Origin of the sequence: Bacteroides sp. 43_46, from assembly GCF_001915455.1 — a bacterium.
Classification (GTDB): domain Bacteria; phylum Bacteroidota; class Bacteroidia; order Bacteroidales; family Bacteroidaceae; genus Bacteroides; species Bacteroides caccae.
In genome coordinates this window covers 61,666-85,105 of the sequence record NZ_MNQN01000131.1, presented here as the reverse complement: position 1 = coordinate 85,105, position 23,440 = coordinate 61,666, and the positions used below count along the sequence as shown (strand labels likewise).

The following is a 23,440-nucleotide window of genomic DNA, read 5'->3' as shown; positions in this document are numbered from 1 at the left end:
CATTAATAATAAATAAGGAGTGCCCTTCTGCTATCATAAGCGGAAGGGCACTTTATTTTATACCTGTGTTCAGTGCGGAAGGATTACTTTTTCTTCATCGCATCATAAATCGCTTCCTGTATCCGCTCGCGTATGTGCAGCCTAATTAACTTGCGATTGGTAACATCCGGATAAATCCGGTTGCTAAGAAAGACATAAACCAGTTCGTTAACCGGGTCCACCCATGCGCACGTACCGGTAAATCCGGTATGGCCATAGACTTCTGCCGGAGCATCGGGAGCGCAGTTCCCTTTCTTCGAGTCTTCCCTATCCGGTTTATCAAATCCCAGTCCCCGCCGGCTTATCTTTGAAACCGAAGTAGTGAACAACTGGCAAGTCTCTTTGCTCAAATAACGCCGGCCGTCTATTTCTCCCCCGTTCAATAACATCTGATATACACGGGCTACTTCGCGGGCAGTAGAGAATAATCCGGCATTGCCAGCCAATCCGCCGAAGAAAGCGGAAGCCTCATCATGCACGAATCCTTGCAGGGTATCTTTCCGCAAGAAGCGGTCGTTATTGGAAGGAACGACTTCCGACTTTGCCAGACGACGCAAAGGCAGGTAACCTGTACGCTCCAGTCCCAACGGTTCGTAAAACTCGCTTTGCAAGTATGCCTCCATTGGCATTCCCGCAAGCTGTTCAACCAGCATTCCCAACAGGATAAATCCAATATCACTATATACATAACGTTTCTGCCCCAACGGTGCTTCCACAATTTTCTCTTCTATCACCTTGCGGAACGATCGGTTCAACCACAGATTATCACAGATTTGAATGGTATAATCCCCGGTTTTCGTTGGAGATACATATTCTTCCTTAAACTTGAAATTCGGATTTGCCCACGTATTTGTTCCTATATTCACCGGATACTGTGCATCTCTACGCGCACTGAACAAACGGCCTTTATAGCTATCCTTATCAATCACTTCCTGATAGAAAGGTAGCCAAGACGGCAGACCGGACTGATGATACAGGATCTCCTGAATCGTTATGTCCTTTTTATTGGTGCGCTGCAAAAACGGCAGATAATCCGAAATCTTATCTGTCAGGTTAAAGCGCCCCTTATCATAGAGTTTCATAACAGCAAGCAAGGTAGCCGTCGTTTTCGTAAGGGAGGCCAGGTCATAGATATCCGATGATTCGACGCGGGCACTTCCTTTTCCTGTATGTGTGCCGAAAGCTTTATCGACCATTACATGACCATTTTTCATAACTACTACCTGACAACCGGGATAGGCTCCTTGCCGGATACCGTCCAAAGCAACAGAATCAATCCGCTTCAACGACACAGATGAAAGGCCGTATTCTTCAGGTACAAAATGCAAAGGAGTTTTCGGAGTGATTGTCACCCCCGCACCTGTATGGAATAATCCGCCCAAACTCGCCGACAATCTTCCATCCGCAGTGGCTTTGGCAAATAAGACGTCTGCCACCTGACGCTGAATATCCGTATTGTGGCTATGCGCTAACACTACTGCCGAAGCATGGCTCACCGCGCGCTGAATCTGTAACATCATCTTGCCGGGGGTGAAGAAAAGATAGACAACCGGAGCATCGGGAGCAAACTTCGTAAAGAATGGCTGATAAGAAGCCAGGCGTTGTTCGCTGACAGCTACTACAACTCGTTTATAAATAGCTAATGAATCATATAATCGACGGTTTTCTTCTTCTGTCTGTTTCGGACGAAGGCGGAAACGAACCAGAGATGCATAACGTGTCATTTGCTTTGCTAATGCTTCCGTCTCACCCGGGTCGCCTACTTCGAGCAAAGCTATCTTCTGGTCTTTGTCCGTATGTAGCGGCAGTACATGATCTTTATTATTCAGAACGGTAATTGCCGCCAGGTTCAGCCGGCGCACCAAGTCGCGCGCCTGCGGGCTGTTCACCCGCTGCTCCAGGCCGGACAATTGCACGTACTTCTTTTTGCTAAGTCCCAGCGCATATTTGTAGGTCAGTACCTTGCGGCATTTACTTTCTATATCTTCCCGGCTCAGTTCGCCTTTTTCAACAGCTGCAAGCACAGCCGGCACTTCCGCCTTCAGATTACGTGGAGCCAGTACCATGTCATTACCTGCCTGCAATGCCTGCAAGCTGACATTCCCATTGCCCGATACGCCCCTCATGGCAAGCGCATCAGTAAAAATCAATCCTTTAAAAGCCAGTTCATCCGTCAATAAGTCGTATACGACATTGCGAGACAAAGAAGACGGGAGCCCGCCGATCGGCTCAATGACCGGGACTTGCAGATGTCCCACCATCATACCACCTACTCCGGCACGAATCGCTTCCTTAAAAGGATAGAGTTCGACACTGTCCAAACGTTCGCGCGTGAAGGGAAGTACGGGTAGAGCTTTATGCGAATCAACATCAGTATCTCCATGTCCGGGGAAGTGTTTGCACACAGACAATACTCCTCCTCCTTCCAGACCGGAAGCATAAGCGATTACCTTATCGGCAACTTGTATCGGATCTTCTCCGAAAGAACGGGTGTTGATTACCGGGTTCTTCGGGTTGATATTCACATCCGCCACCGGAGCAAAATTCACCTGCACACCTATCTGACGGCATTGACGGGCTACTTCACGCCCGTATTCATAAATCAGGCGATTGTCACGAATGCATCCCAACACCATATTCCGTGGAAACACAGGTGTGCCGCGCAAACGCATCGCCAACCCCCATTCCCCGTCAAAAGTGATCATCACAGGAACTTTCGCCTGCCGTTGTGCCCGGTTGGTTAACTCAACCTGATTCTGCATCTTCCCACCGGAAAAGAGAAGCCCGCCGACTTTATAAGTATCAATAGCCTCACGCAATAACTCCAAATTTCGCTTGGTGTTTACCGGAGCAATGGTATAGATAAACAACTGGCCGACCTTTTCTTTAAAGGATAACTTATCCATCACCGAATCGACCCAATGCCGGCAATTCTTATCCTGCTGTGCTTTATATAAGAGCAAAGGTTCAACAGAAGTAGCATTCTGGGCCGGACTCGAAACGGATCCGGCTAAAATAAAAAATAAAACAACTAAGATAAAGGGAAATATTCTCATTTACGTTTCAAAGTCAAGTTGAGACGACCTACCCGAACTCCACTTTTTCCTGTGTGCATAACGGGTACCTCTTTTCCATCCACATTCTGATAATTCTCCGGTCCTTTCATAAAAGTGTGCGAGTGTCCGCCCAAAATTACATCGATATTCCGTGTTTTTGCAACCAACTCCCTATCCATTTGAATGCCTAGGTGAGACAGGCATACAACGAGGTCGCATCCCTTCTCTTTCAACAAGGCAGCTACCTTGTTCGACACTTCAATAGGATCTTCATAAACAACTCCGACGCATTTATTTGCCTGAATCAAACCTTCCGGTTTCGCTCCGAGTCCAAAGACACCGATTTTCAGCCCAAACCGTTTCAGAATAACGTATGGCTTTACCAAATCTTTCAGCACCGTAGCGTCCAGATTGTAATTGGAACAAACCACCGGGAATTTAGCCATTTTGAAGAGTAAAGCCATATTGTCCAGATCAAAATCGAATTCATGATTACCGATAGTCATGGCATCATATCCCATTTCGTTCATTAACTTGACTTCCACTTCGCCACGGAACATATTATAATAAGGCGTACCTTGTGAAATATCCCCGCAGTCGAACAGCAACACATTTTTATGTTCCTTGCGGAACTGGTCGAGGAAAGTGGCACGACGGACAAAACCGCCCTCGTCATAGTTACGGTCGCCTTTTTGATTTATAGGTTCGATGCGACTATGCACATCGCTTGTCTGCAAAATTATAATTTCTTTGGTATCCTGTGCATAAGTTGAAAAGCCGAAACACACTACAAGGCATACCCATAATGATAGCTGAAATCTCTTCATATCCTATATTTTTAGATTCTCCTTTTTACTTATTTTACGGTTATACGTCCGTCCAACTTCGACGTAATGATTTTGCCTTCCGCCGTTTGCTTCCGTACATAGTCCAAAAACAATCCGCGTAAAGTAGCATCTTCCGGGCATTCCCTTTTTTCAGCTTGCAGGAAAGCATCCATGCGTCCGTTTCCGTCTGCCAGATAGTCGATAGTAGCCACGGTATAAAGCTGGTCATCCACTACCGGTTTTCCACCGATCGTAGCATTCAGCAATTCTCCTTTTTTATTGATTTCCAAACGGATACCGCTTACACCTTCTCCATGTAAAGAAGCAATTGCTTTAAACAGACGTTTCATGTCCGTACCTTTCATCGTCAAGACGCACAATGAATTTTCAAAAGGAAGAATTTCAAAAACAGCACCTACCGTGATGTCTCCCTTAGGCAGGATATTACGTAATCCGCCCATATTGACCAGTCCCATATCCGCCGGTTTGCCCAACACTTGCGCGGCAGCTTCTTGCAGCACGCTTGCCACCAAATTAGAGAGCAAGCTTTCAGGGGTCCCCTTATCCATTTTCATTTCACTGGTACCGATGACTTCGTACATCATCGCGTCTACTTTATCCTTGTAGGGTTTTAATACGGTGGTCGCTTTTTTGTCAGGATTAGCATCCCAAGTAGAGTCAATCGTAATCATGTTGCCCTCCACCTTGGATATTTCATAGCGGGCGGTAGTTTCTTGTGCTGAACGACAGGAAGTAAACAGGAAGCATCCCGTCAAGCCTGCCACAGTCAGTAACTTTACATAAGTTCGTTTCATGCTCGTTGTTTTTTAGATATGCGACAAATATACAAAAAACATTTGGCTATCTGCCAAATAATTTGTTACTTTGCACCGCTTTCGCGCAATCGCTGTCAAGAGACGAGATACTTGGTATGTTGCGTTGTAACGATGAAACAATTTAATAATAACAACAATGGATTTAATTAAAATTGCAGAAGAAGCATTCGCTACCGGAAAACAGCACCCGAGCTTCAAAGCAGGAGACACTGTAACAGTAGCATATCGTATTATTGAAGGTAACAAAGAACGTGTACAGTTGTACCGTGGTGTTGTTATCAAAATCGCTGGTCACGGAGACAAAAAACGTTTCACTGTACGTAAAATGTCAGGAACTGTAGGCGTAGAAAGAATTTTCCCCATCGAATCACCGGCTATCGACAGCATCGAGGTGAACAAGGTAGGTAAAGTTCGTCGCGCTAAATTGTATTACCTGCGTGCTCTTACCGGTAAGAAAGCTAGAATCAAAGAAAAAAGAGTTAACAACTAAGATTAACTTTAAGATTCGAGATAAAAAAGGGAACTTCATTCAACATGAAATTCCCTTTTTTATTTCTTAGCCTCACCTCTTTTTCCTCACGGTCAAGGAATTGTTCCCCAGTGAGAAACTGTAATTTTCCCGGTATATAAAAAGAAAATCCCCGAAAACAATAGCTCCCGGGGATTTTCATTACCTTTATTATAAAATCGATATTATTCCTTGATATCTTTTAGCTCCCAAGCCAAAGCACTGGCACCCAATACAGCAGCATCAGAATCTTTCAGTTCAGAAACGAGCAATTTTGTCTTACCTTTATAAATATTCAGTACATTATCATCGATTGACTTCATAATCGGTTTCATGATATAATCGCCTGATTTAGCCAAACCTCCGAACAATACGATTGCTTCAGGACTGGAGAATGCAATAGCATCTGCCAAAGCTTCACCCAGAATATTTCCTGTAAACTCGAATATTTCCTGTGCCAGTTTATCTCCTTGTACGGCAGCGTCATATACATCTTTTGAAGTGATATTTTCTGCCGGAATGTTACGAAGCAAGCTGGCATCAGTACGAGCAGCTAGAAATTCACGGGCTGTACGGGCTACACCAGTAGCCGAGCAGTAAGTTTCCAAACAACCTTTACGGCCACAACCACAGATACGACCGTCACGACGGGCAATCACGTGCCCCAATTCACCGGCAAAACCGTCATGGCCATACACCATTTGACCGTTGATAACAATACCGCTACCTACACCGGTACCCAGAGTAATCATGATAAAGTCTTTCATACCACGGGCAGCACCATAAGTCATTTCACCGATAGCAGCTGCATTAGCGTCATTGGTCAAAGCCGTAGGAATACCCAATCTTTCTTCAAACATAGCAGCTAACGGAAGGATCCCTCTCCAAGGCAAGTTTGGAGCGAATTCAATAGTTCCCGTATAGTAGTTACCATTCGGAGCACCCACACCGATACCTCTGATCTTATCGACACCGCCATTAGCGATAATCAACGGAAGCAGATTCTTGCAAACTTCGTCAGCATATTCTTCGGCAGTAGGATAACCGGCAGTTTTGATTGAGCTGCTGGCAATAATAGTTCCGCGTGCGTCAACAATTCCAAAGACGGTGTTCGTTCCGCCTATGTCAATATGTTTGAATTCATGATACTTTTATTTAAAAGGGTTAGTTAATCATTAAGTTTACTGCACACAAATTACGTAAAGAAGATTGAGTCTACAAAATGTTTTTAGAAAAAAGTTCGGCCACCTTGCAACTTTTCGTATCTTGAAGCCGTCTAATAGTAGAAATTTATTAGAAAACAGGAACTAAATAAAGAAAATTGTGATACAACTAACGGACATCAACAAGACCTACAACAACGGAGCACCCCTCCATGTACTTAAAGGCATTAATCTCACTATCGGACGAGGTGAATTTGTTTCTATCATGGGAGCATCCGGGTCTGGGAAATCAACCTTACTTAATATATTAGGAATACTTGATAACTACGATACCGGAGATTATTATCTGAACAACGTACTTATCAAAGACTTGAGCGAAACCAAAGCCGCCGAATACCGGAACCGTATGATCGGCTTTATTTTCCAGTCATTCAACTTAATTTCCTTCAAAGACGCCGTAGAAAACGTTGCACTTCCTTTATTCTATCAAGGGATCAGCCGAAAGAAACGAAATGCACTTGCACTGGAATATCTCGACCGATTGGGACTGAAAGACTGGGCACACCATATGCCCAACGAAATGAGCGGCGGTCAGAAACAACGTGTAGCTATCGCCCGAGCACTCATCACCCAACCGCAAATTATCCTGGCTGACGAACCGACGGGAGCATTGGACAGCAAAACTTCAGTAGAAGTGATGCAAATCCTGAAAGACCTGCATAAAATGGGAATGACGATTGTAGTGGTCACCCATGAAAGCGGAGTGGCCAACCAGACCGATAAAATCATCCACATCAAAGACGGTATCATTGAACGAATTGAAGACAACATCGATCACGACGCTTCTCCTTTCGGCAAAAACGGTATCATGAAATAAATCAAAATATACTACTATACAAACGATATCATGATTGACATCTGGCAAGAAATTTATAGTACTATCAAACGCAATAAGCTGAGGACCTTCCTTACGGGATTTGCCGTAGCATGGGGAATATTCATGCTTATCGTCCTATTGGGTGCAGGCAACGGACTGATTCATGCATTCGAGCAATCGGCTTCGGAACGGGCGATGAACTCTATCAAGATTTTCCCGGGTTGGACAAGTAAATCCTACGATGGATTGAAAGAAGGAAGACGGGTGCAACTGGACAATAAAGACGTAGACGCTACCAACCGGTATTTCCCGGATCATGTCATCAATACCGGTGGAACGGTATGGCAAGGAGGCGTAAATCTTAGTTTCGGGCAAGAGTATGTAAGCCTGAGTCTTTCCGGTGTATATCCCAATCATACGGAAGTAGAAGTTGTAAAACTCTTCAAAGGACGTTTCATCAACGAGATTGATATCAGGGAACGACGCAAAGTGATCGTGCTCCATAAGAAGACTGCTGAAATCTTATTCGACAAGACCCATACCGATCCTATCGGACAGTTTGTCAATGCCGGCAATGTGGTTTATCAAGTGGTTGGACTTTATAACGACAAGGGAGACAGCGGAGACAGCGACGCCTACATTCCTTTCAGTACTCTGCAAACCATTTATAATAAGGGTGACAAACTGAATAACCTCATCATGACTACCAAAAATTTGGAAACAATAGAAGCCAATGAGAAGTTTGAAACCTACTACCGCAAAGTTTTGGGAGCCAATCATCGTTTTGACCCGACCGACCATAGTGCAATTTGGATATGGAACCGATTTACCAATTATCTACAACAACAGCAGGGGTCGGCCATGCTCCGTATAGCGATTTGGGTTATCGGTATTTTTACATTACTAAGCGGAATTGTCGGAGTTTCCAATATCATGCTGATTACGGTAAAAGAACGTACCCGTGAATTTGGTATCCGCAAAGCACTCGGCGCCAAACCGCTTTCTATTCTTTGGCTGATTATCGTTGAGAGTGTCACTATTACCACAATATTCGGATATATAGGCATGGTGGCCGGTATCGGAGCAACCGAATGGATGAACAACGCTTTCGGCAATCAGACAATGGATACCGGAATGTGGACAGAAACGGTTTTTCTGAATCCTACTGTCGACATCAGAATCGCCATACAAGCTACACTCACATTAATAATAGCTGGAACATTAGCCGGATTGTTCCCTGCCCGGAAAGCAGTCAGTATCCGGCCGATCGAAGCACTTAGAGCAGATTAAGATTATGAGAATAGACATAGATACTTGTGAGGAAATCCTCATCACTATCACAAGAAATAAGACAAGAAGTCTGCTGACTGCATTCGGTGTGTTCTGGGGAATTTTTATGCTTGTAGCCCTTATTGGCGGCGGACAGGGACTGGAATATATGCTAAAAAAGAACTTTGAAGGATTTGCGACTAACTCCGGTTTCCTAGCTTCACAAAGGACAGGAGAAGCGTATAAAGGTTTTCGCAAAGGAAGGTGGTGGAATCTGGAATCTACAGATATCGAACACCTTCGTTCGCAGGTCAAAGAAGTGGAAGTCATTACCCCCTCCGTTGCACGTTGGGGATCTAAAGCTGTATACGAAGATAAGAAATATGATTGCAGTGTAAAAGGACTATACCCCGATTATCTCCACATCGAATCACAGGAAATGGCGTATGGACGGTTTATCAATGAAGTTGATATACGCGAAGCGCGAAAAGTTTGTGTGATCGGCAAACGAATTTATGAAAGCCTTTTCAAACCGGGAGAGAACCCGTGCGGCAAATACGTGAGAGTAGACGGGATTTATTATCAGGTGATCGGGATGTCTTCTTCCGAAGGAGATATGAATATACAAGGAAGAGCTTCGGAAGCCGTCACTCTACCTTTCACCACCATGCAACAGGCTTATAATCTGGGAGGGCAGATTGATGTAGTATGCTTCACAGCCAAACAAGGTGTCAAGGTGTCTGAACTGCAACCGAAAATGGAACAGATTATCAAAGCTGCCCATTATATCGCCCCTAACGACAAACAAGCAGTTATGTATCTGAATGCCGAAGCGATGTTTTCTATGGTAGACAACTTATTCAACGGCATTAATATATTGGTCTGGATGGTAGGATTAGGAACGTTACTGGCAGGTGCTATCGGTGTATCCAATATCATGATGGTGACCGTAAAGGAACGCACGACCGAAATTGGTATCCGCCGGGCTATCGGAGCACGTCCGAAAGATATCCTGCAACAGATTCTATCGGAAAGTATGGTACTCACCACGATTGCCGGAATGTTCGGGATTTCTTTTGCCGTAATGATATTGCAAGTAGCAGATATGCTAGCCAGTTCAAACGGAGGAGACAGCCATTTTCAAGTCAGCTTCGGATTAGCGGTCGGCACTTGCGCACTTCTGGCTGCATTGGGGATGTTAGCCGGCCTGGCACCTGCTTATCGGGCAATGGCTATCAAGCCGATTGAAGCAATCAGAGATGAGTAGAAGTTGAGTATTGAGAAGGAAGAGTTGAAAGTTGAATAAAGAATTAAAAATTAAACATATATAATCAAGATGAAAAAGTATCTGAAAATCGTATTATTGGTAATTGTTGCCATAATCCTCGTCGGAACGTTCGTATTCCTTTATCAGAAGTCGCGCCCGAAGGTTGTTGTCTACGAAACCCTCAAGCCGGAAGTGACTGATCTGCAAAAGACCACCGTAGCTACCGGAAAAGTAGAACCAAGAGATGAAATTCTAATCAAGCCCCAGATCTCGGGTATTATTGACGAAGTATACAAGGAGGCAGGACAAGCAGTGAGGAAAGGTGAGGTGATAGCCAAGGTAAAGGTTATCCCCGAACTCGGACAGTTAAACTCGGCAGAAAGCCGTGTCCGTCTGGCGGAGATTAATGCAACACAGGCGGAAACGGATTTTTCCCGCGTGAAGAAACTGTATGAGGACCAACTAATCAGCCGGGAAGAATATGAGAAAAGTGAAGTAGCCGTCAAACAGGCACGCGAAGAAAAGCAGACTGCCAAAGATAACCTGGAAATCGTAAAAGAAGGTATTACCAAAAACAGTGCTTCATTCAGCAGTACCATGATTCGTTCTACTATCGACGGACTGATTCTGGACGTACCGGTAAAAGCCGGAAACTCGGTGATCATGAGTAACACCTTCAATGACGGAACAACTATTGCTACGGTAGCCAACATGAATGATTTGATTTTCCGTGGTAATATTGATGAAACAGAAGTAGGCCGCATCCATGAAGGTATGCCGCTTAAGTTGACTATCGGAGCTTTACAAAATCTGACATTCAACGCGATATTGGAATATATATCTCCTAAAGGAGTAGAGACTAACGGAGCTAACCAGTTTGAAATTAAAGCTGCTATTTCAGTTCCGGACTCCGTACAGGTTCGTTCCGGTTATTCGGCGAATGCGGAAATTGTATTGCAGCGTGCCAATAAGGTACTGGCAGTACCCGAAAGCACCGTTGAATTTAAAGGTGATTCTACATTTGTATATATCATGACTGATTCCGTACCCGAACAGAAATTCCAACGTACACAAGTGACCACAGGAATGAGTAATGGTATCAAAATTGAGATTAAGAAAGGGGTGACTGCCAATGACAAAATTCGCGGCGCCGAGAAAAAAGACAAATAATTCATTTTCTATGAAAACAATCTATAAAACCATAGCTATCTTTCTACTCGCCGGAACAGGAGTAGATTCCGCACAGGCACAGAACGGTTCTTCGCAAACCTGGACGTTGCGGCAATGTATTGATTATGCTATCGAGCATAACATCAATATTCGCCAGACAGCTAATGAAGCAGAACAAAATAAAGTGGACGTAAATACAGCCAAATGGGCACGCCTCCCGAATCTAAGCGGAAGTGCGAGTCAGAATTGGAGTTGGGGACGTAGTGCCTCGCCGGTAGATAACTCCTACAGTGATATCAACAGCGCGAATACGAGCCTCAGCTTAGGGACCAATGTACCGATTTTTACAGGTTTACAGTTATCAAATCAATATTCATTAGCCAAGTTGAATCTTAGGGCCGCTATCGAGGACCTGAACAAAGCTAAAGAAGATATAGCCATCAACGTTACCTCTGCTTATCTGCAAGTTCTATTTAACCTAGAGTTAAGCAAAGTCGCCTTTAATCAGACGAACTTGAGCAAAGATCAGTTGAAACGCATCAAAGGACTCTTCGAAGTAGGTAAAGCCTCACCATCGGAAGTGGCTGAAGCACAAGCACGTGTGGCACAAGATGAAATGACTTCCGTACAAGCGGACAATACATATAAATTATCATTGCTAGACCTCAGCCAACTGCTTGAGTTACCGACTCCCGAAGGTTTCATTCTCGAAAATCCGAAAGAAGAACTGGAATTCGAAGCGCTAACTCCGCCGGATGATATATATACACAAGCGCTTGCCTACAAACCTAGCATTAAAGCAGCGGAATATCGCTTGCAAGGTAGTCAGAAGAACATCCGTATCGCTCAAAGTAATTTTTATCCGCAATTATCTTTCAGTGCCGGACTCGGAAGTAACTATTATACAGTGAGTGGTAAATCAGAGGGAAGTTTCAGCAGCCAGATGAAAAATAACCTCAACAAATATATCGGATTTAATCTTAGTGTCCCTATCTTTAACCGTTTCGCTACACGAAACCGTGTACGAACCGCCCGGTTACAACAAGCAAATCTCAGTTTGCAACTAGATAATACCAAAAAGATTCTTTACAAAGAAATCCAACAAGCCTGGTACAATGCTCTGGCAGCAGAAAGTAAATATAACTCCAGTGAAGTGGCAGTGAAAGCCAATGAAGAATCTTTCCGGTTAATGAGCGAGAAATTCAATAACGGTAAAGCAACTTTCGTGGAATATAATGAGTCAAAGTTGAATCTGACTAAAGCACTCTCTGACAAGTTACAGGCTAAATATGATTATCTGTTCCGTACTAAAATTCTGGATTTCTATAAAGGAGAAATCATAGAATAGAAAACGCCATTGAGTTTTTTACAAGAAATACTTCAAACATATCCGCCGGTTCATTCGTTACTATAGAAAGAACCAACGGATATGAAACACTTTATCATCGCAGCAGAAATTTATCTTGCAGGAGGATGTTTCTGGGGAACAGAACATTTCCTAAAACAAATCAGAGGAGTAGAAAGTACCGAGGTAGGCTATGCCAACAGTATTATCAACCAGCCGACCTATCAACAGGTATGTTCGGGAGAAACCAATGCAGCTGAAACGGTGAAAGTAGTCTATGACCCCGAAACAGTTAATTTAAGTCTGCTTCTTGATCTGTATTTTAAAACGATTGATCCTACCAGCCTCAACCGGCAGGGAAATGATCGCGGTACGCAATATAGAACGGGGATTTATTATACTAATAAAGCGGATATCGCTATTATCAATCAGGCTGTCCGGGCATTAGCGGATCAATATAAAAATCCCATTGCCATAGAAGTAAAACCATTGACAAATTTCTATCCGGCAGAAAACTATCATCAGGATTATCTGGATAAAAATCCGAACGGCTATTGCCATATCAACCCGGCTTTATTTGAAATGGCACGCAAAGCCAATGCTCCCAAGTCCAAAGTTTATCAAAAACCGGATGACACAGTCCTTCGCCAACAATTATCGGCAGAGCAATATGCCGTCACCCAGAAAAATGCTACGGAACCTGCTTTCCGGAATGAATACTGGGACGAGTACCGTCCCGGTATCTACGTAGATATCACCACCGGAGAACCCCTATTTGTTTCGACCGACAAGTTCGATTCCGGTTGTGGCTGGCCTAGTTTCTCCCAACCGATTCAAAAGGACTTGATTACAGAGAAGAAAGATACTTCTTATGGAATGACACGTACCGAAGTACGCAGTAAAACCGGAAACGCCCACCTAGGACATGTATTTACGGATGGTCCGAAAGAAAAAGGAGGATTACGTTACTGTATCAATAGTGCTTCTCTTCGTTTTATTCCGAAAGAAAAAATGAAAGAGGAAGGCTACGGAGAATACTTACCGCTTATCAAATAAAAAAAGAACGGCGGACTGTCCTTCAAAGGCTGTCCATCACGTTTAATGCATTTTTTTACCTACCTTTGTATCCGATAATTAAAAGGTAAATGATGAAAACAAATAGCCAAAAGCGTATTCTTCCGCTAGCTCTCAGTGGAGGAATACTCATCTGCCTCATTTGTATCTACTCAGGTCGCAGCGTTCTTCTACGGAGCATAGTCAACCGACACACATCCCGTATCGAGCAGACACACGGGTTATGCATTCATTACGACAAACTGGAGATGAATGGTTTAAATGAAATATCTCTCCAAGGCCTTTCGGTTATCCCCGAACAACGGGATACACTATTCACGTTAGCATCAACCCGCATCAAGTTGAATTTTTGGAAATTACTCACCAAGAAAATAGAAGTAAGCTACATAGCAGCAGAAGATATCAGACTCACATTTACAAAGCAAGACTCCATCGCCAATTATGATTTTCTCTTTAAAAAAGACCGGAAAGTTCCATCACAAACATCCGGTCAAACCGTAACGGAAATCAATTATGCGGAAAGAATAAACAAACTACTCAATTTATGCTACGGTTTTCTACCTGAAAACGGACAATTAAAACAGATTTATATCACTGAACGAAAAGACAGCAACTTCGTTTCTATGGTATTCCCTTCTTTTATCATCAAAGAGAATAAGTTCCGGTCAACCATTGAGATACACGAAGATACACTAACCCGGCATTGGATAGCTGATGGCGAACTGAAACAATCTGCCAATACATTAATGGCAAAGCTATACTCTGCCGATTCCACAAAAGTTTCTATACCTTATATTACCCGCCGTTTTGGTGCGAAAGTCACTTTTGACACCTTATCTTATAGCATGACCAAAGAAAGTAATGGAAAAAACCAGCTATATCTCAACGGAAAAGCGAAAGTAAACGGACTTGATATATTCCACAAAGTACTGTCTCCCGAAGTGATTCATCTCGACCGCGGACATTTAGGATATCAAATGAACATTAGCGACCATTCTTTTGAATTGGATAGCACCACTACGGTTATATTCAATAAAATTCAGGTTCATCCTTATCTACGAGCCAAAAAGAAAAAAGATTTATGGCATTTCACTGCAGCCGTTGACAAATCATGGTTTCCGGCAGACGAGCTGTTCAGTTCTCTGCCCAAAGGCCTGTTCAACAACCTGGAAGGTATCAAAACAAGTGGTGAGTTAGCTTATCATTTCCTGTTGGATATTGATTTTGCACAATTGGATAGTCTCAAATTAGAATCAGAGTTGAAAGAGAGGAATTTCGAAATTGTAGAATATGGCGATACCCAACTGTCCAAGATGTCAGGCGAGTTTGTCTACACAGCATATGAAAATGGAATGCCAGTACGCACTTTCCCCGTCGGCCCTTCCTGGGAACATTTCACCCCACTTGACAGCATTTCACCGATCCTGCAAATGTCTGTGATGCAAAGTGAAGACGGGGCGTTTTATTATCATCATGGTTTCCTGCCCGATGCACTCCGCGAAGCGTTGATTTACGATTTGCAAGTCAAACGTTTTGCACGTGGCGGAAGCACTATCACAATGCAATTAGTGAAGAATGTATTTCTGAACAAAAATAAAAACTTTGCCCGCAAACTGGAAGAAGCATTGATTGTATGGATCATAGAAACAAAGAGACTGACTTCGAAAGAACGGATGTATGAGGTATATCTGAATATTGCGGAATGGGGCCCGCTAATCTACGGCATCCAGGAGGCTTCCGCCTACTACTTCAACAAACGTCCTTCCCAACTGACTACGGAAGAAAGTATCTTCCTGGCTTCTATCATCCCGAAGCCCAAACATTTCCGCAGTTCTTTCGCAGAAAACGGAAAACTGAAAGAGAGCATGGAAGGATATTATAAACTCATTGCCGGATGTCTTGCCCAAAAAGGTTTGATAAGTGAAATCGAGGCGGATACTATCCGCCCCGAAATCCAAGTTACGGGCGATGCCCTGAATAGTCTAGCCGGCAAAACACCGGAGTCTAGCTCTCCTACCGCTGAGGAGCAATGATATAAATAATTAAAGGAATAGGTTATCTTCTTGAATTGGTGTCTCGCTCTGAAGAACGGGAAGAAGAACTTCGACTGCTGCTTCTCGTACTTTCGGAAGAGGAACGTCTTTCCGTTTTTCCACCGGAAACATTGCTCCGGTTAGAACTACTGCTACGGCTCGGACCGGAAGTACTGCTACTGCGACCGGAACTGCTGCCCCGGCTAGTGGAAGTGTTACTTCTATCGGAACGATTATTTCTACCGGACGAAGAACTACTGCCGCTACTGGACGGACGACTATCATTTCTTCTACTTGTACTCGAGCTACTACTCTCACGATTAGGACGGCTTGCTGTCGTACTGCTACCTCCCGTCGGTCTACGGTCTGATTCAGGACGAACTGATGTTGAGGGCCGTGAAGAACTGCCAGGCCGCGTTGTCGTTCCAGGTCGCGTTGCCGTTCCGGGACGAGTTGATGTTCCGGGACGAGTTGATGTTCCCGGTCGTGAATTATGACTCGGACGCTGTGATGGACTTGGACGTCCCGTTACCCCCGGACGAGTCGGTGCATTGTGCGGACGGACGGAAGAATTCGGGCGGAAATGAACCGAACCAAAATCCGAACGACGATAAGAATGGAAAGATCTCTGCTCTCTTACCCGATACGGAGTAGGATAATGTCTGAAATTATATCTGTCCCGATAGAAACTTACGTGATGAAGGTGCGGGCGATAATGTGCTCCACAGTAAGTCCGATAATGATAAGGCAGACCGAAGTAGAACAAACTACGATTCGGATAATTCACATAAACCCGGAAACTCCATCTTCCACCGGTAATATAAATCGGGCGGTAGAAATAATCAGCTCCCAGAAACCGACGATACTGTGCGTCACTCAATACCCACCGGAGGTCATCATTACGAATATCCAAAGCTTCATAATAATCATCTAATGCCCATTCATAGCCACGGGCCACATAATCCATGATATTACGAACAGAATAAATAAAGTCGTAATTAATCTCATACGCATCATTATATTGCTGAGTGCTCAAACTCAATTCGTATGCCATTTTATCAGTAAGAAAGCGTGTTTCCTTACGCACTTTGCTAGTGCTCATTCCAGCCATCGCTGTCGTACCGACAGTCAGCCCGATAGCAAAGAGTAAAAATAATATTCGCTTCATAATTTAATCTCCTATCATTTATTTGTTTGATGATATTCTTTGATAAACTTGTACATTTCATCTTTATACACAGTGGAAAACAAGCTATCAATCACCTTATTAAAATTCTGCTTATCCCTTACATAAGGATAAAGTTTCTTCATCATCTCAACCTGATCGGGCGTATAAGAAATCTCTTTTACAATTCTCACACATTGGCTTGAAGTGACATCATGCTTGTCCAACATCTGTCCGATCAACCTCTTCTGGTCATCACTCATAATTGTGAATTTCAACTTTTCGATGAAGTTATTAAACTCAGTATCCGTCATCAGACGAATTTCTTCCGGCTGGTGACCGGGAACAACTTCAACAGTAGTGACAGTAGTAGGAGGAGGTACTACGACCGGATGCGGCGAAGGTCTGCCATAGCCTTTGAATGTATCCATACTGATCACCTTTTTATTGGCAAACTGAACAATGATTGTCATGGGCTCCGAAGTCAAAACAGGCGTCCCGTTATCACGATGAAATTCCCATTCTTCCATATCACCGTCGAAACGTCGGTAATCCGGTTTTCCAAAAATACTTTCAACATCTCTTTGAGTCATCCCTTGCTGTACACCCATAACCTGCTTGTTAGAAATATAGCTGGTAAAACAGCTGCTGACTCCCAGTCCCAATGCCAACAGTAGGATGATATGTATCTTTTTCATAGCCATATAGTTTTAATAGTTAGTATCAGCGTCTGCCATAGTTCTGCACAAACTTATTCATTTCATCCTTATTGGAAGAAAACGTCAGTGTAGCAATCACCGTAAAGAAAGCCTCCTTGTCAACAATCCGGGGATACATCTTTTTCATGATTGCCATTCGGTCATCATCAAAAGTATAGAGCTTTGTCACTTGGAGACATTGGGCAGACGTAAAATCTGAATTTGCCAATGCAGTATTAAGCAATGCCATGCGATCATCCTCAAACGGTTCTTTCTTCAGATTATTATAGAACGTTTTAAAAAGCTGATCGTTCATCACCCTGTCGTGACGGTCATAATTCGGACGGTGTTCTCCTTGTCCCGGTCTGCCCGGACGGACATTGGCATGACGGTCATCTACAAAAATATCTTTCACACCTCTTCCGTCGAAGTAAATACGTTCGTTGTACAACCTCTCCCCTTTCCAAACACGCTCTCCCGGACGGGTGAAACGGGTAGCATAAACCTCAACTGTGTAATATCCCCGATCCAGGTTAGCTACAAAGCAAGTGGTAGTCGGCAAGCACATCTGGTTTCCACCAAAGTAAACAAGAATAGGGGTATTACCACCGTCAATACGGATTCCGCTGACGGACTGCGCTTGTAAAGAGAGAGCGGATAACAGGATGCAGAAACTTATTATTATCTTACGCATAACTTATCTAGTTTTTATTATTACTTCTTTATTTAATCTGATACTACAAAAATAGGGCGAGGAAACTCCCCACCCCAGTGATTCTCTCTATTCATACATAGGGATTTCCCTATTCTGATTAGGAGTCTGCCAAAGTGATGCCATCTTCGTGCAAGGTTATCAGGTGTTTCTTATATAAGTCACCCACTCCTTTCTTAAAGGTCTTCTTGCTGACACCAAATGTAGCATAAATATCTTCCGCAGGACTTTTATCATTCAGTCTGATCCTTCCGTCATTCTCCCTGATATAATTCAGCAAGGTTTTCGAGAAATCATCTATCTTCTCAAAGCCTGGTTTCTGAAGGATCAAATCCACCTTGCCGTCTTCGCGCACCTGTTTCACAAAAGCCTTCATCTCCATACCTGTCTGCAATGTAGAAAATATCTCGTTTTCGTAAAGCAAACCGCTATACTTATTGTCTATGATTGCCTTGAAGCCCAAATCCGTTTTCTGCCAAATGAGAATATTCACTTCATCCCCCGAAGCATACTCCGGCCTGTCTTTCGACAGATAGCGTTCCACCTTTGCCGAAGCCACAATGCGATAACTTTCATCATCCAAATGTGCATGAATCACGTACTTCCGTCCAACCTGCATCTTCATCTTCTGCTCACTGAACGGCACAAACAGGTCCTTCATCAACCCCCAGTTCAAGAAAGCTCCAAACTGATTCACCCATGCCACTTCCAGACAGGCAAACTGCCCTACCTGCACCAACGGAGTCAGCGTAGTGGCAATCAATCTCTCATCCATATCCAGATAAAGAAAGACATTCAAAAAGTCTCCTATTTTACAGTCTTCGGGCACATAACGGGTGGGCAACAAAATCTCCCCCTCCTCTCCTCCGTCGAGATACACCCCGAAATCGACTTCCTTTACAACTTCAAGCTGATTGAATTTTCCTAATTCGATGCTCATATTTATCCATTTATATAATATAGGATACAAAGATAATCTATTTTAGACAGATCCTTCAATCAGCCAGCTATAACTTTTCGTTATCTGATAAAACTATTTTCAATGAACAATCAGGTCAATAAAGTGTTAACTTTGTAGCGACAAAAAGAAATAACAGATTATTCACCTTTAAATAGATAGCTTTATGGAATTTTTAACCAACGAGAAACTTACAATTGTAGGAGCAGCCGGAATGATTGGCTCCAATATGGCTCAAACTGCCATGATGATGAAACTCACTCCGAATATTTGTCTGTATGATCCGTTTGCTCCCGCTTTGGAAGGGGTGGCAGAAGAATTGTACCACTGCGGCTTCGAAGGTGTCAACCTTACTTATACTTCTGATATCAAAGAAGCGTTGACCGGAGCATCTTACATCGTTTCTTCCGGTGGTGCAGCCCGCAAAGCAGGTATGACCCGTGAGGACTTGCTGAAAGGAAATGCAGAAATCGCCGCTCAATTCGGTAAAGACGTCCGCCAATATTGCCCGAACGTAAAACATATTGTTGTCATTTTCAATCCGGCCGACATTACCGGTTTGATTACCTTACTGTATTCCGGACTGAAACCGTCTCAGGTTTCTACGCTGGCAGCATTGGACAGCACCCGTCTGCAAAACGAACTGGTGAAATACTTCCATATCCCGGCTTCTGAAATTCAGAACTGCCGCACATACGGCGGTCATGGCGAACAAATGGCCGTATTTGCTTCTACCACTAAAGTGAAAGGAGAACCGTTGACTGATTTCATTGGTACGACCCGTCTCCCATTAACCGAATGGGAAGAACTGAAAGTACGTGTTATCCAAGGTGGAAAGCACATCATCGATCTGCGCGGCCGTTCTTCTTTCCAAAGCCCCGCCTATCTTTCTATCGAGATGATCGCTGCCGCTATGGGCGGACAACCTTTCCGCTGGCCTGCCGGAACGTATGTCTCCAATGGAAAATTCGATCATATCATGATGGCAATGGAAACTTCAATCACCAAAAACGGTGTCACTTATAAGGAAGTAGCCGGAACTCCTGCCGAACAGGCTGAACTGGAAAAGAGCTACGAACACTTGTGCAAGCTCCGTGATGAAGTTATTGAAATGGGAATCATACCTGCCATCAAAGACTGGCATTCATTGAATCCAAACATCGATTAAACAAGCATATTGATAAAAAGCCGGAACTCTACCGATATTTCTATTGGTCTGAGTTCCGGCTTTTTCTATTTATTCATTCTTTGAATGAGAAGCACATTCCGGACAAATCCCCTTGAGAACATAATTAATGCTATGTAACGTGAATCCTTTAGGCAAATCAATAACCGGAATATGTGTACCTTCCAGACAAAAAGTCCGATGACATTTCTCACAATAGAAATGCGAGTGTAAATCCTGCACCACGCAGTTACAGGAGTTGTCGCAAACGGCATACTTCAACGAACCGCTTCCATCATCTATGCTATGTATCAGGTGATGAGACAGAAAGAGAGCTATTGTCCGGGATATGGTCGATTTGTCTACCGTATCCAGGAGAGTTTCCAGATCCAGTAACGATACGGCCCGTCCAACTTCCAACATATTTTTCAATATGAGAAGCCTTATTGCTGTCGGTTTGATATCCCGTCTTTCCAGCTTATCCAAATAAACATTCTCTTCCATATTCTTTTTATTTTATCATCTTCTGTATTCTCACTGCATTCATAATGGCAAGCAATGCAACGCCGACATCCGCAAAGACAGCTTCCCAAAGTGTAGCCAGTCCGCCAGCTCCCAAGATAAGTACCAACAGTTTCACTCCAAATGCCAGCGACACGTTCTGCCAGATAATCCGGCGAGTCAGCTTTCCTACTTTAATGGCTTCGGCCACTTTCGACGGTTGATCTGTTTGTATCACGACATCAGCTGTTTCAATCGCCGCATCACTGCCCAATCCACCCATAGCAATACCGACATGGCTCAACGCAAGCACAGGAGCGTCGTTCATCCCGTCACCGACAAAGGCAATCTGATTTGCTTCATTCTTCCACAATTCCTCCAGATGTTTCACTTTACCGTCAGGAAGCAGATCGCCATAAGCCTTTGATATACCGAGCTTCTCTGCAAAGTTAGTAACAATACTCTGTTTATCACCGGATAATATCTGAATGTTTTCAATGTTTAATGCTTTTAAGTTATCAATCGCCGTCTTCGCGTCATCCTTCAATGCGTCCGCCAACAAGAGATAACCCGCATAACTGCCTCCAATAGCACAAACTACAATCGTATCGGTAACACTCTGCAATTCTGTCGGATATTTTATGCTAAACTTAGACAGTAACCGACTATTTCCAACGAGCACCGAAGTCCCGTCTATTATTGCCTCCAAACCGAGACCTGCAAATTCTTTAGTATTGGTGACAACCGCAAGCCCTATATCCTGCAGTTTTGCATAGTTCACAATCGCTTTAGCGATCGGATGTGTACTGTCACTTTCTACTGAAGCAATCATCCTCACCAGTTCCTTCTCCGAAATCCCAGATACACACTTACAATCCTGCACCTCAAATGTTCCTTTGGTCAGCGTTCCCGTTTTATCGAATACGACTGTATTGATTTTAGTGACTGCATCCAGATAATTGCCGCCTTTAAACAGAATCCCCAATCGGGAAGCTGCTCCGATACCACCGAAATAACCTAATGGAATACTTACTACCAGCGCACATGGACACGAAATTACCAGAAAAACCAAAGCTCTGTATAACCAATCATTAAATGTAAACACGAATTGAGGGTCTATCAATGAATAGCCAAACGGGAGCAGCACAATCAATACCGCCAGTGCTATGACAATAGGAGTATAGATACGGGCAAACTTACGGATAAACAATTCTGCCGGTGCTTTCCGTTCCGAAGCATTCTGAACGAGTTCCAATATCCGTGCAAGCGCACTTTTATCGAAAGGTCTTTCTACTTTAATCCTGATTACTTTATCCGTCACAATCATCCCCGCAAGGACTTCCTCTCCTTTTCTGATGTCACGGGGAACACTTTCTCCCGTCAACGCGGCCGTATTAAAAGCAGCGATTTCATTCAACATCACTCCGTCCAAAGGAACTCTCCCACCCGCCTTTATTTCAATGACCTCTCCTACTTTTACATTTTGAGGACTTTCTACCACAAGATTATCCTCCCTAAGCACCAAGGCTTTCTCAGGTCTCACATCCAGCAAAGCACCGATATTACGTTTCGCCCTGTCTACCGCTTTATTCTGAAACAACTCTCCTATCGTATAAAACAGCATTACAGCGACTCCTTCCGGATACTCACCAATATAAAAGGCTCCCAGCGTAGCAACAATCATCAGTGTAAACTCGCTGAAGTAGTCTTTTTCCCTGATACCCTCCCAAGCCTCTTTCATCACTGGTATTCCTACCGGAAGATAAGCCAGGATATACCATATTAAAGCAACATACTCTCCAAGGAAAAAGGCAAAATTCAGGGCATTCATTATAATACCTCCTATCAGAAGTATAAATGAAAGCCCTACTTTCCAGTATTCGTGAACTATCGAAGTACTGGCATTCTTTTTATTTTCTGTCGTGCATGAATGTGCACCGCAACAACAATGTCCCATATTCATTCGTTTTTTATCTGTTGCAAAGGTAACGAATGATTCGTGCAACAAAGTTGCAAAGTCCGTTTTAGAACATATAACCAAATGATATCATCAGGTTCCTGTTTTTCATACCCAAATCTTTCTGCACGTCAATCAACCCGAAATCATAACTCAAAGCAACCTGATATTTTTTGTTGAACTCAACACCGGCTTTCAATCCGAGGCCGAAGTCGAATCGTTTGAACCCGTCATCGCCAAATATATCTTCAGATACAGATTTACCTTCCAGGCCTCCTACACTTTCCATACCTTCTATATCAGCCCAATCACCAATCGCATTGCCTATGCTCAATTTTGCTTTTCCAAACAGACCGACAGCCAAATAAGGACCTACGCTACCAAACAGCGCAAAGTTTTCATTTACAGCATATTTATAACCAACATGCACCGGTATCTCCAAATAATACGGATTAAATTTAACGGTTGCAATTGATCCTCCATCAATTTTAGCACCTTTCAACGTCAGTAACGCAGCAAAATCCATGTATGCCCCACTTGCTTCCTGCGATAACCCCAACTCAGCTTTGACACCTGCATGAAAACCTACCCTGTTGTCAAAACCGGTAAAAGTATATTTACTCACATTCATACCTGCCATAACACCCCATTTCAAGTTGTCCTGCGCATTTACACTCACCATAGCTATCGCTGTTAAAGCGAATAATACCAGAATCTTTTTCATAAGAATGAATAATTTAATTATTGTTTAGAAATCATGTGCTGCAAATATAAGAAAAACAAGGTTCAATATATCCGGTAGGACGAATAAATTCGCTAC

20 protein-coding genes are annotated in these 23,440 nt (G+C 43.5%); 9 read left to right on the top strand and 11 right to left on the bottom strand.

Annotation, left to right across the window (positions count from 1 at the left end):
- Positions 1-83 precede the first annotated feature (83 nt).
- The 3 genes from BHV72_RS16635 to BHV72_RS16625 are packed head-to-tail and all read right to left on the bottom strand — an operon-like array spanning position 84 to position 4,737.
- Complete coding sequence (locus BHV72_RS16635; RefSeq protein WP_286856901.1) at positions 84-3,095, bottom strand: serine hydrolase domain-containing protein; 3,012 nt, start codon at positions 3,093-3,095, stop codon at positions 84-86.
- The gene (locus BHV72_RS16630) at positions 3,092-3,922 is read right to left on the bottom strand and encodes a bifunctional metallophosphatase/5'-nucleotidase (RefSeq protein WP_005683032.1); all 831 of its coding nucleotides are present in this window, start codon (positions 3,920-3,922) and stop codon (positions 3,092-3,094) included. Before BHV72_RS16630 ends, BHV72_RS16635 begins: the two co-directional genes overlap by 4 nt.
- A gap of 29 nt (positions 3,923-3,951) precedes the next feature.
- Positions 3,952-4,737, bottom strand: a complete 786-nt coding sequence (locus BHV72_RS16625) for a 5'-nucleotidase C-terminal domain-containing protein (protein WP_005675580.1) — start codon at positions 4,735-4,737, stop codon at positions 3,952-3,954.
- A 157-nt stretch (positions 4,738-4,894) separates the two neighbouring features.
- Here BHV72_RS16625 and rplS point away from each other — a divergent pair, with 157 nt between their 5' ends.
- Entirely contained in the window at positions 4,895-5,248 is a 354-nt protein-coding gene (gene rplS, locus BHV72_RS16620; RefSeq protein WP_005675578.1) for a 50S ribosomal protein L19, read from the top strand.
- Positions 5,249-5,451: 203 nt separating this feature from the next.
- Here the strand turns inward: rplS and BHV72_RS16615 are convergent, their stop codons facing one another.
- Positions 5,452-6,396: an ROK family protein gene (locus tag BHV72_RS16615; RefSeq protein ID WP_286856923.1), complete on the bottom strand. Its 945-nt coding sequence runs from the start codon at positions 6,394-6,396 to the stop codon at positions 5,452-5,454.
- 193 nt (positions 6,397-6,589) lie between these two features.
- On the opposite strand from BHV72_RS16615, the gene BHV72_RS16610 reads away from it, so the two are divergent.
- The 7 genes from BHV72_RS16610 (at position 6,590) to BHV72_RS16580 (ending at position 15,464) form a co-directional block, all read left to right on the top strand.
- Positions 6,590-7,306 carry an ABC transporter ATP-binding protein gene (locus tag BHV72_RS16610; protein WP_005683030.1) on the top strand — a complete coding sequence of 239 codons (717 nt, stop codon included), beginning with the start codon at positions 6,590-6,592 and terminating at the stop codon, positions 7,304-7,306.
- Between the two features lie 30 nt (positions 7,307-7,336).
- Complete coding sequence (locus BHV72_RS16605) at positions 7,337-8,596, top strand: ABC transporter permease (RefSeq protein WP_005675574.1); 1,260 nt, start codon at positions 7,337-7,339, stop codon at positions 8,594-8,596.
- Between the two features lie 4 nt (positions 8,597-8,600).
- Positions 8,601-9,842, top strand: coding sequence for an ABC transporter permease (locus tag BHV72_RS16600; protein WP_286856849.1), 1,242 nt, complete (start codon positions 8,601-8,603; stop codon positions 9,840-9,842).
- A 69-nt stretch (positions 9,843-9,911) separates the two neighbouring features.
- Positions 9,912-11,012 carry an efflux RND transporter periplasmic adaptor subunit gene (locus BHV72_RS16595; protein WP_122295762.1) on the top strand — a complete coding sequence of 367 codons (1,101 nt, stop codon included), beginning with the start codon at positions 9,912-9,914 and terminating at the stop codon, positions 11,010-11,012.
- Positions 11,013-11,022: 10 nt separating this feature from the next.
- Positions 11,023-12,360 (top strand): TolC family protein, encoded by a 1,338-nt coding sequence (locus BHV72_RS16590; protein WP_005683029.1) that lies wholly within the window; start codon positions 11,023-11,025, stop codon positions 12,358-12,360.
- Between the two features lie 81 nt (positions 12,361-12,441).
- Positions 12,442-13,413, top strand: a complete 972-nt coding sequence (gene msrB, locus BHV72_RS16585) for a peptide-methionine (R)-S-oxide reductase MsrB (protein ID WP_122134891.1) — start codon at positions 12,442-12,444, stop codon at positions 13,411-13,413.
- Positions 13,414-13,505: 92 nt separating this feature from the next.
- Positions 13,506-15,464, top strand: a complete 1,959-nt coding sequence (locus tag BHV72_RS16580) for a biosynthetic peptidoglycan transglycosylase (protein WP_122295766.1) — start codon at positions 13,506-13,508, stop codon at positions 15,462-15,464.
- 22 nt (positions 15,465-15,486) lie between these two features.
- On the opposite strand, the gene BHV72_RS16575 is transcribed toward BHV72_RS16580, so the two are convergent.
- From BHV72_RS16575 to BHV72_RS16560, 4 genes are all read right to left on the bottom strand, one after another.
- A complete protein-coding gene (locus tag BHV72_RS16575) occupies positions 15,487-16,632 on the bottom strand; it encodes a hypothetical protein (protein WP_122295763.1) in 1,146 nt (381 codons plus the stop codon).
- Positions 16,633-16,646: 14 nt separating this feature from the next.
- The gene (locus BHV72_RS16570; protein ID WP_122295767.1) at positions 16,647-17,327 is read right to left on the bottom strand and encodes a proline and serine-rich protein 1 family protein; all 681 of its coding nucleotides are present in this window, start codon (positions 17,325-17,327) and stop codon (positions 16,647-16,649) included.
- A gap of 25 nt (positions 17,328-17,352) precedes the next feature.
- Positions 17,353-18,021 (bottom strand): proline and serine-rich protein 1 family protein, encoded by a 669-nt coding sequence (locus tag BHV72_RS16565; RefSeq protein WP_005675565.1) that lies wholly within the window; start codon positions 18,019-18,021, stop codon positions 17,353-17,355.
- A 118-nt stretch (positions 18,022-18,139) separates the two neighbouring features.
- Positions 18,140-18,979 (bottom strand): CvfB family protein, encoded by an 840-nt coding sequence (locus BHV72_RS16560; RefSeq protein ID WP_005675564.1) that lies wholly within the window; start codon positions 18,977-18,979, stop codon positions 18,140-18,142.
- A gap of 184 nt (positions 18,980-19,163) precedes the next feature.
- On the opposite strand from BHV72_RS16560, the gene BHV72_RS16555 reads away from it, so the two are divergent.
- Positions 19,164-20,165: a malate dehydrogenase gene (locus BHV72_RS16555; protein WP_005675563.1), complete on the top strand. Its 1,002-nt coding sequence runs from the start codon at positions 19,164-19,166 to the stop codon at positions 20,163-20,165.
- Positions 20,166-20,234: 69 nt separating this feature from the next.
- Here BHV72_RS16555 and BHV72_RS16550 read toward each other — a convergent pair whose 3' ends face one another.
- From BHV72_RS16550 to BHV72_RS16540, 3 genes are all read right to left on the bottom strand, one after another.
- A complete protein-coding gene (locus BHV72_RS16550; RefSeq protein ID WP_122295764.1) occupies positions 20,235-20,666 on the bottom strand; it encodes a Fur family transcriptional regulator in 432 nt (143 codons plus the stop codon).
- Between the two features lie 7 nt (positions 20,667-20,673).
- Positions 20,674-22,620: a heavy metal translocating P-type ATPase gene (locus BHV72_RS16545; RefSeq protein ID WP_373111997.1), complete on the bottom strand. Its 1,947-nt coding sequence runs from the start codon at positions 22,618-22,620 to the stop codon at positions 20,674-20,676.
- 67 nt (positions 22,621-22,687) lie between these two features.
- Complete coding sequence (locus tag BHV72_RS16540) at positions 22,688-23,344, bottom strand: porin family protein (protein WP_005683019.1); 657 nt, start codon at positions 23,342-23,344, stop codon at positions 22,688-22,690.
- Positions 23,345-23,440: the final 96 nt, after the last annotated feature.

What these genes read in the sequence shown, in the direction of transcription:
- BHV72_RS16570 (WP_122295767.1), bottom strand. Translation starts at nt 17,327, where the DNA reads ATGAAAAAGATACATATCATCCTACTGTTGGCATTGGGACTGGGAGTC.
- BHV72_RS16625 (WP_005675580.1), bottom strand. Translation starts at nt 4,737, where the DNA reads ATGAAACGAACTTATGTAAAGTTACTGACTGTGGCAGGCTTGACGGGA.
- BHV72_RS16635 (WP_286856901.1), bottom strand. Translation starts at nt 3,095, where the DNA reads ATGAGAATATTTCCCTTTATCTTAGTTGTTTTATTTTTTATTTTAGCC.
- BHV72_RS16590 (WP_005683029.1), top strand. Translation starts at nt 11,023, where the DNA reads ATGAAAACAATCTATAAAACCATAGCTATCTTTCTACTCGCCGGAACA.
- BHV72_RS16630 (WP_005683032.1), bottom strand. Translation starts at nt 3,922, where the DNA reads ATGAAGAGATTTCAGCTATCATTATGGGTATGCCTTGTAGTGTGTTTC.
- BHV72_RS16540 (WP_005683019.1), bottom strand. Translation starts at nt 23,344, where the DNA reads ATGAAAAAGATTCTGGTATTATTCGCTTTAACAGCGATAGCTATGGTG.
- BHV72_RS16555 (WP_005675563.1), top strand. Translation starts at nt 19,164, where the DNA reads ATGGAATTTTTAACCAACGAGAAACTTACAATTGTAGGAGCAGCCGGA.
- BHV72_RS16565 (WP_005675565.1), bottom strand. Translation starts at nt 18,021, where the DNA reads ATGCGTAAGATAATAATAAGTTTCTGCATCCTGTTATCCGCTCTCTCT.
- BHV72_RS16595 (WP_122295762.1), top strand. Translation starts at nt 9,912, where the DNA reads ATGAAAAAGTATCTGAAAATCGTATTATTGGTAATTGTTGCCATAATC.
- BHV72_RS16550 (WP_122295764.1), bottom strand. Translation starts at nt 20,666, where the DNA reads ATGGAAGAGAATGTTTATTTGGATAAGCTGGAAAGACGGGATATCAAA.
- BHV72_RS16580 (WP_122295766.1), top strand. Translation starts at nt 13,506, where the DNA reads ATGAAAACAAATAGCCAAAAGCGTATTCTTCCGCTAGCTCTCAGTGGA.
- BHV72_RS16600 (WP_286856849.1), top strand. Translation starts at nt 8,601, where the DNA reads ATGAGAATAGACATAGATACTTGTGAGGAAATCCTCATCACTATCACA.
- BHV72_RS16560 (WP_005675564.1), bottom strand. Translation starts at nt 18,979, where the DNA reads ATGAGCATCGAATTAGGAAAATTCAATCAGCTTGAAGTTGTAAAGGAA.
- rplS (WP_005675578.1), top strand. Translation starts at nt 4,895, where the DNA reads ATGGATTTAATTAAAATTGCAGAAGAAGCATTCGCTACCGGAAAACAG.
- BHV72_RS16605 (WP_005675574.1), top strand. Translation starts at nt 7,337, where the DNA reads ATGATTGACATCTGGCAAGAAATTTATAGTACTATCAAACGCAATAAG.
- BHV72_RS16545 (WP_373111997.1), bottom strand. Translation starts at nt 22,620, where the DNA reads ATGGGACATTGTTGTTGCGGTGCACATTCATGCACGACAGAAAATAAA.
- BHV72_RS16575 (WP_122295763.1), bottom strand. Translation starts at nt 16,632, where the DNA reads ATGAAGCGAATATTATTTTTACTCTTTGCTATCGGGCTGACTGTCGGT.
- msrB (WP_122134891.1), top strand. Translation starts at nt 12,442, where the DNA reads ATGAAACACTTTATCATCGCAGCAGAAATTTATCTTGCAGGAGGATGT.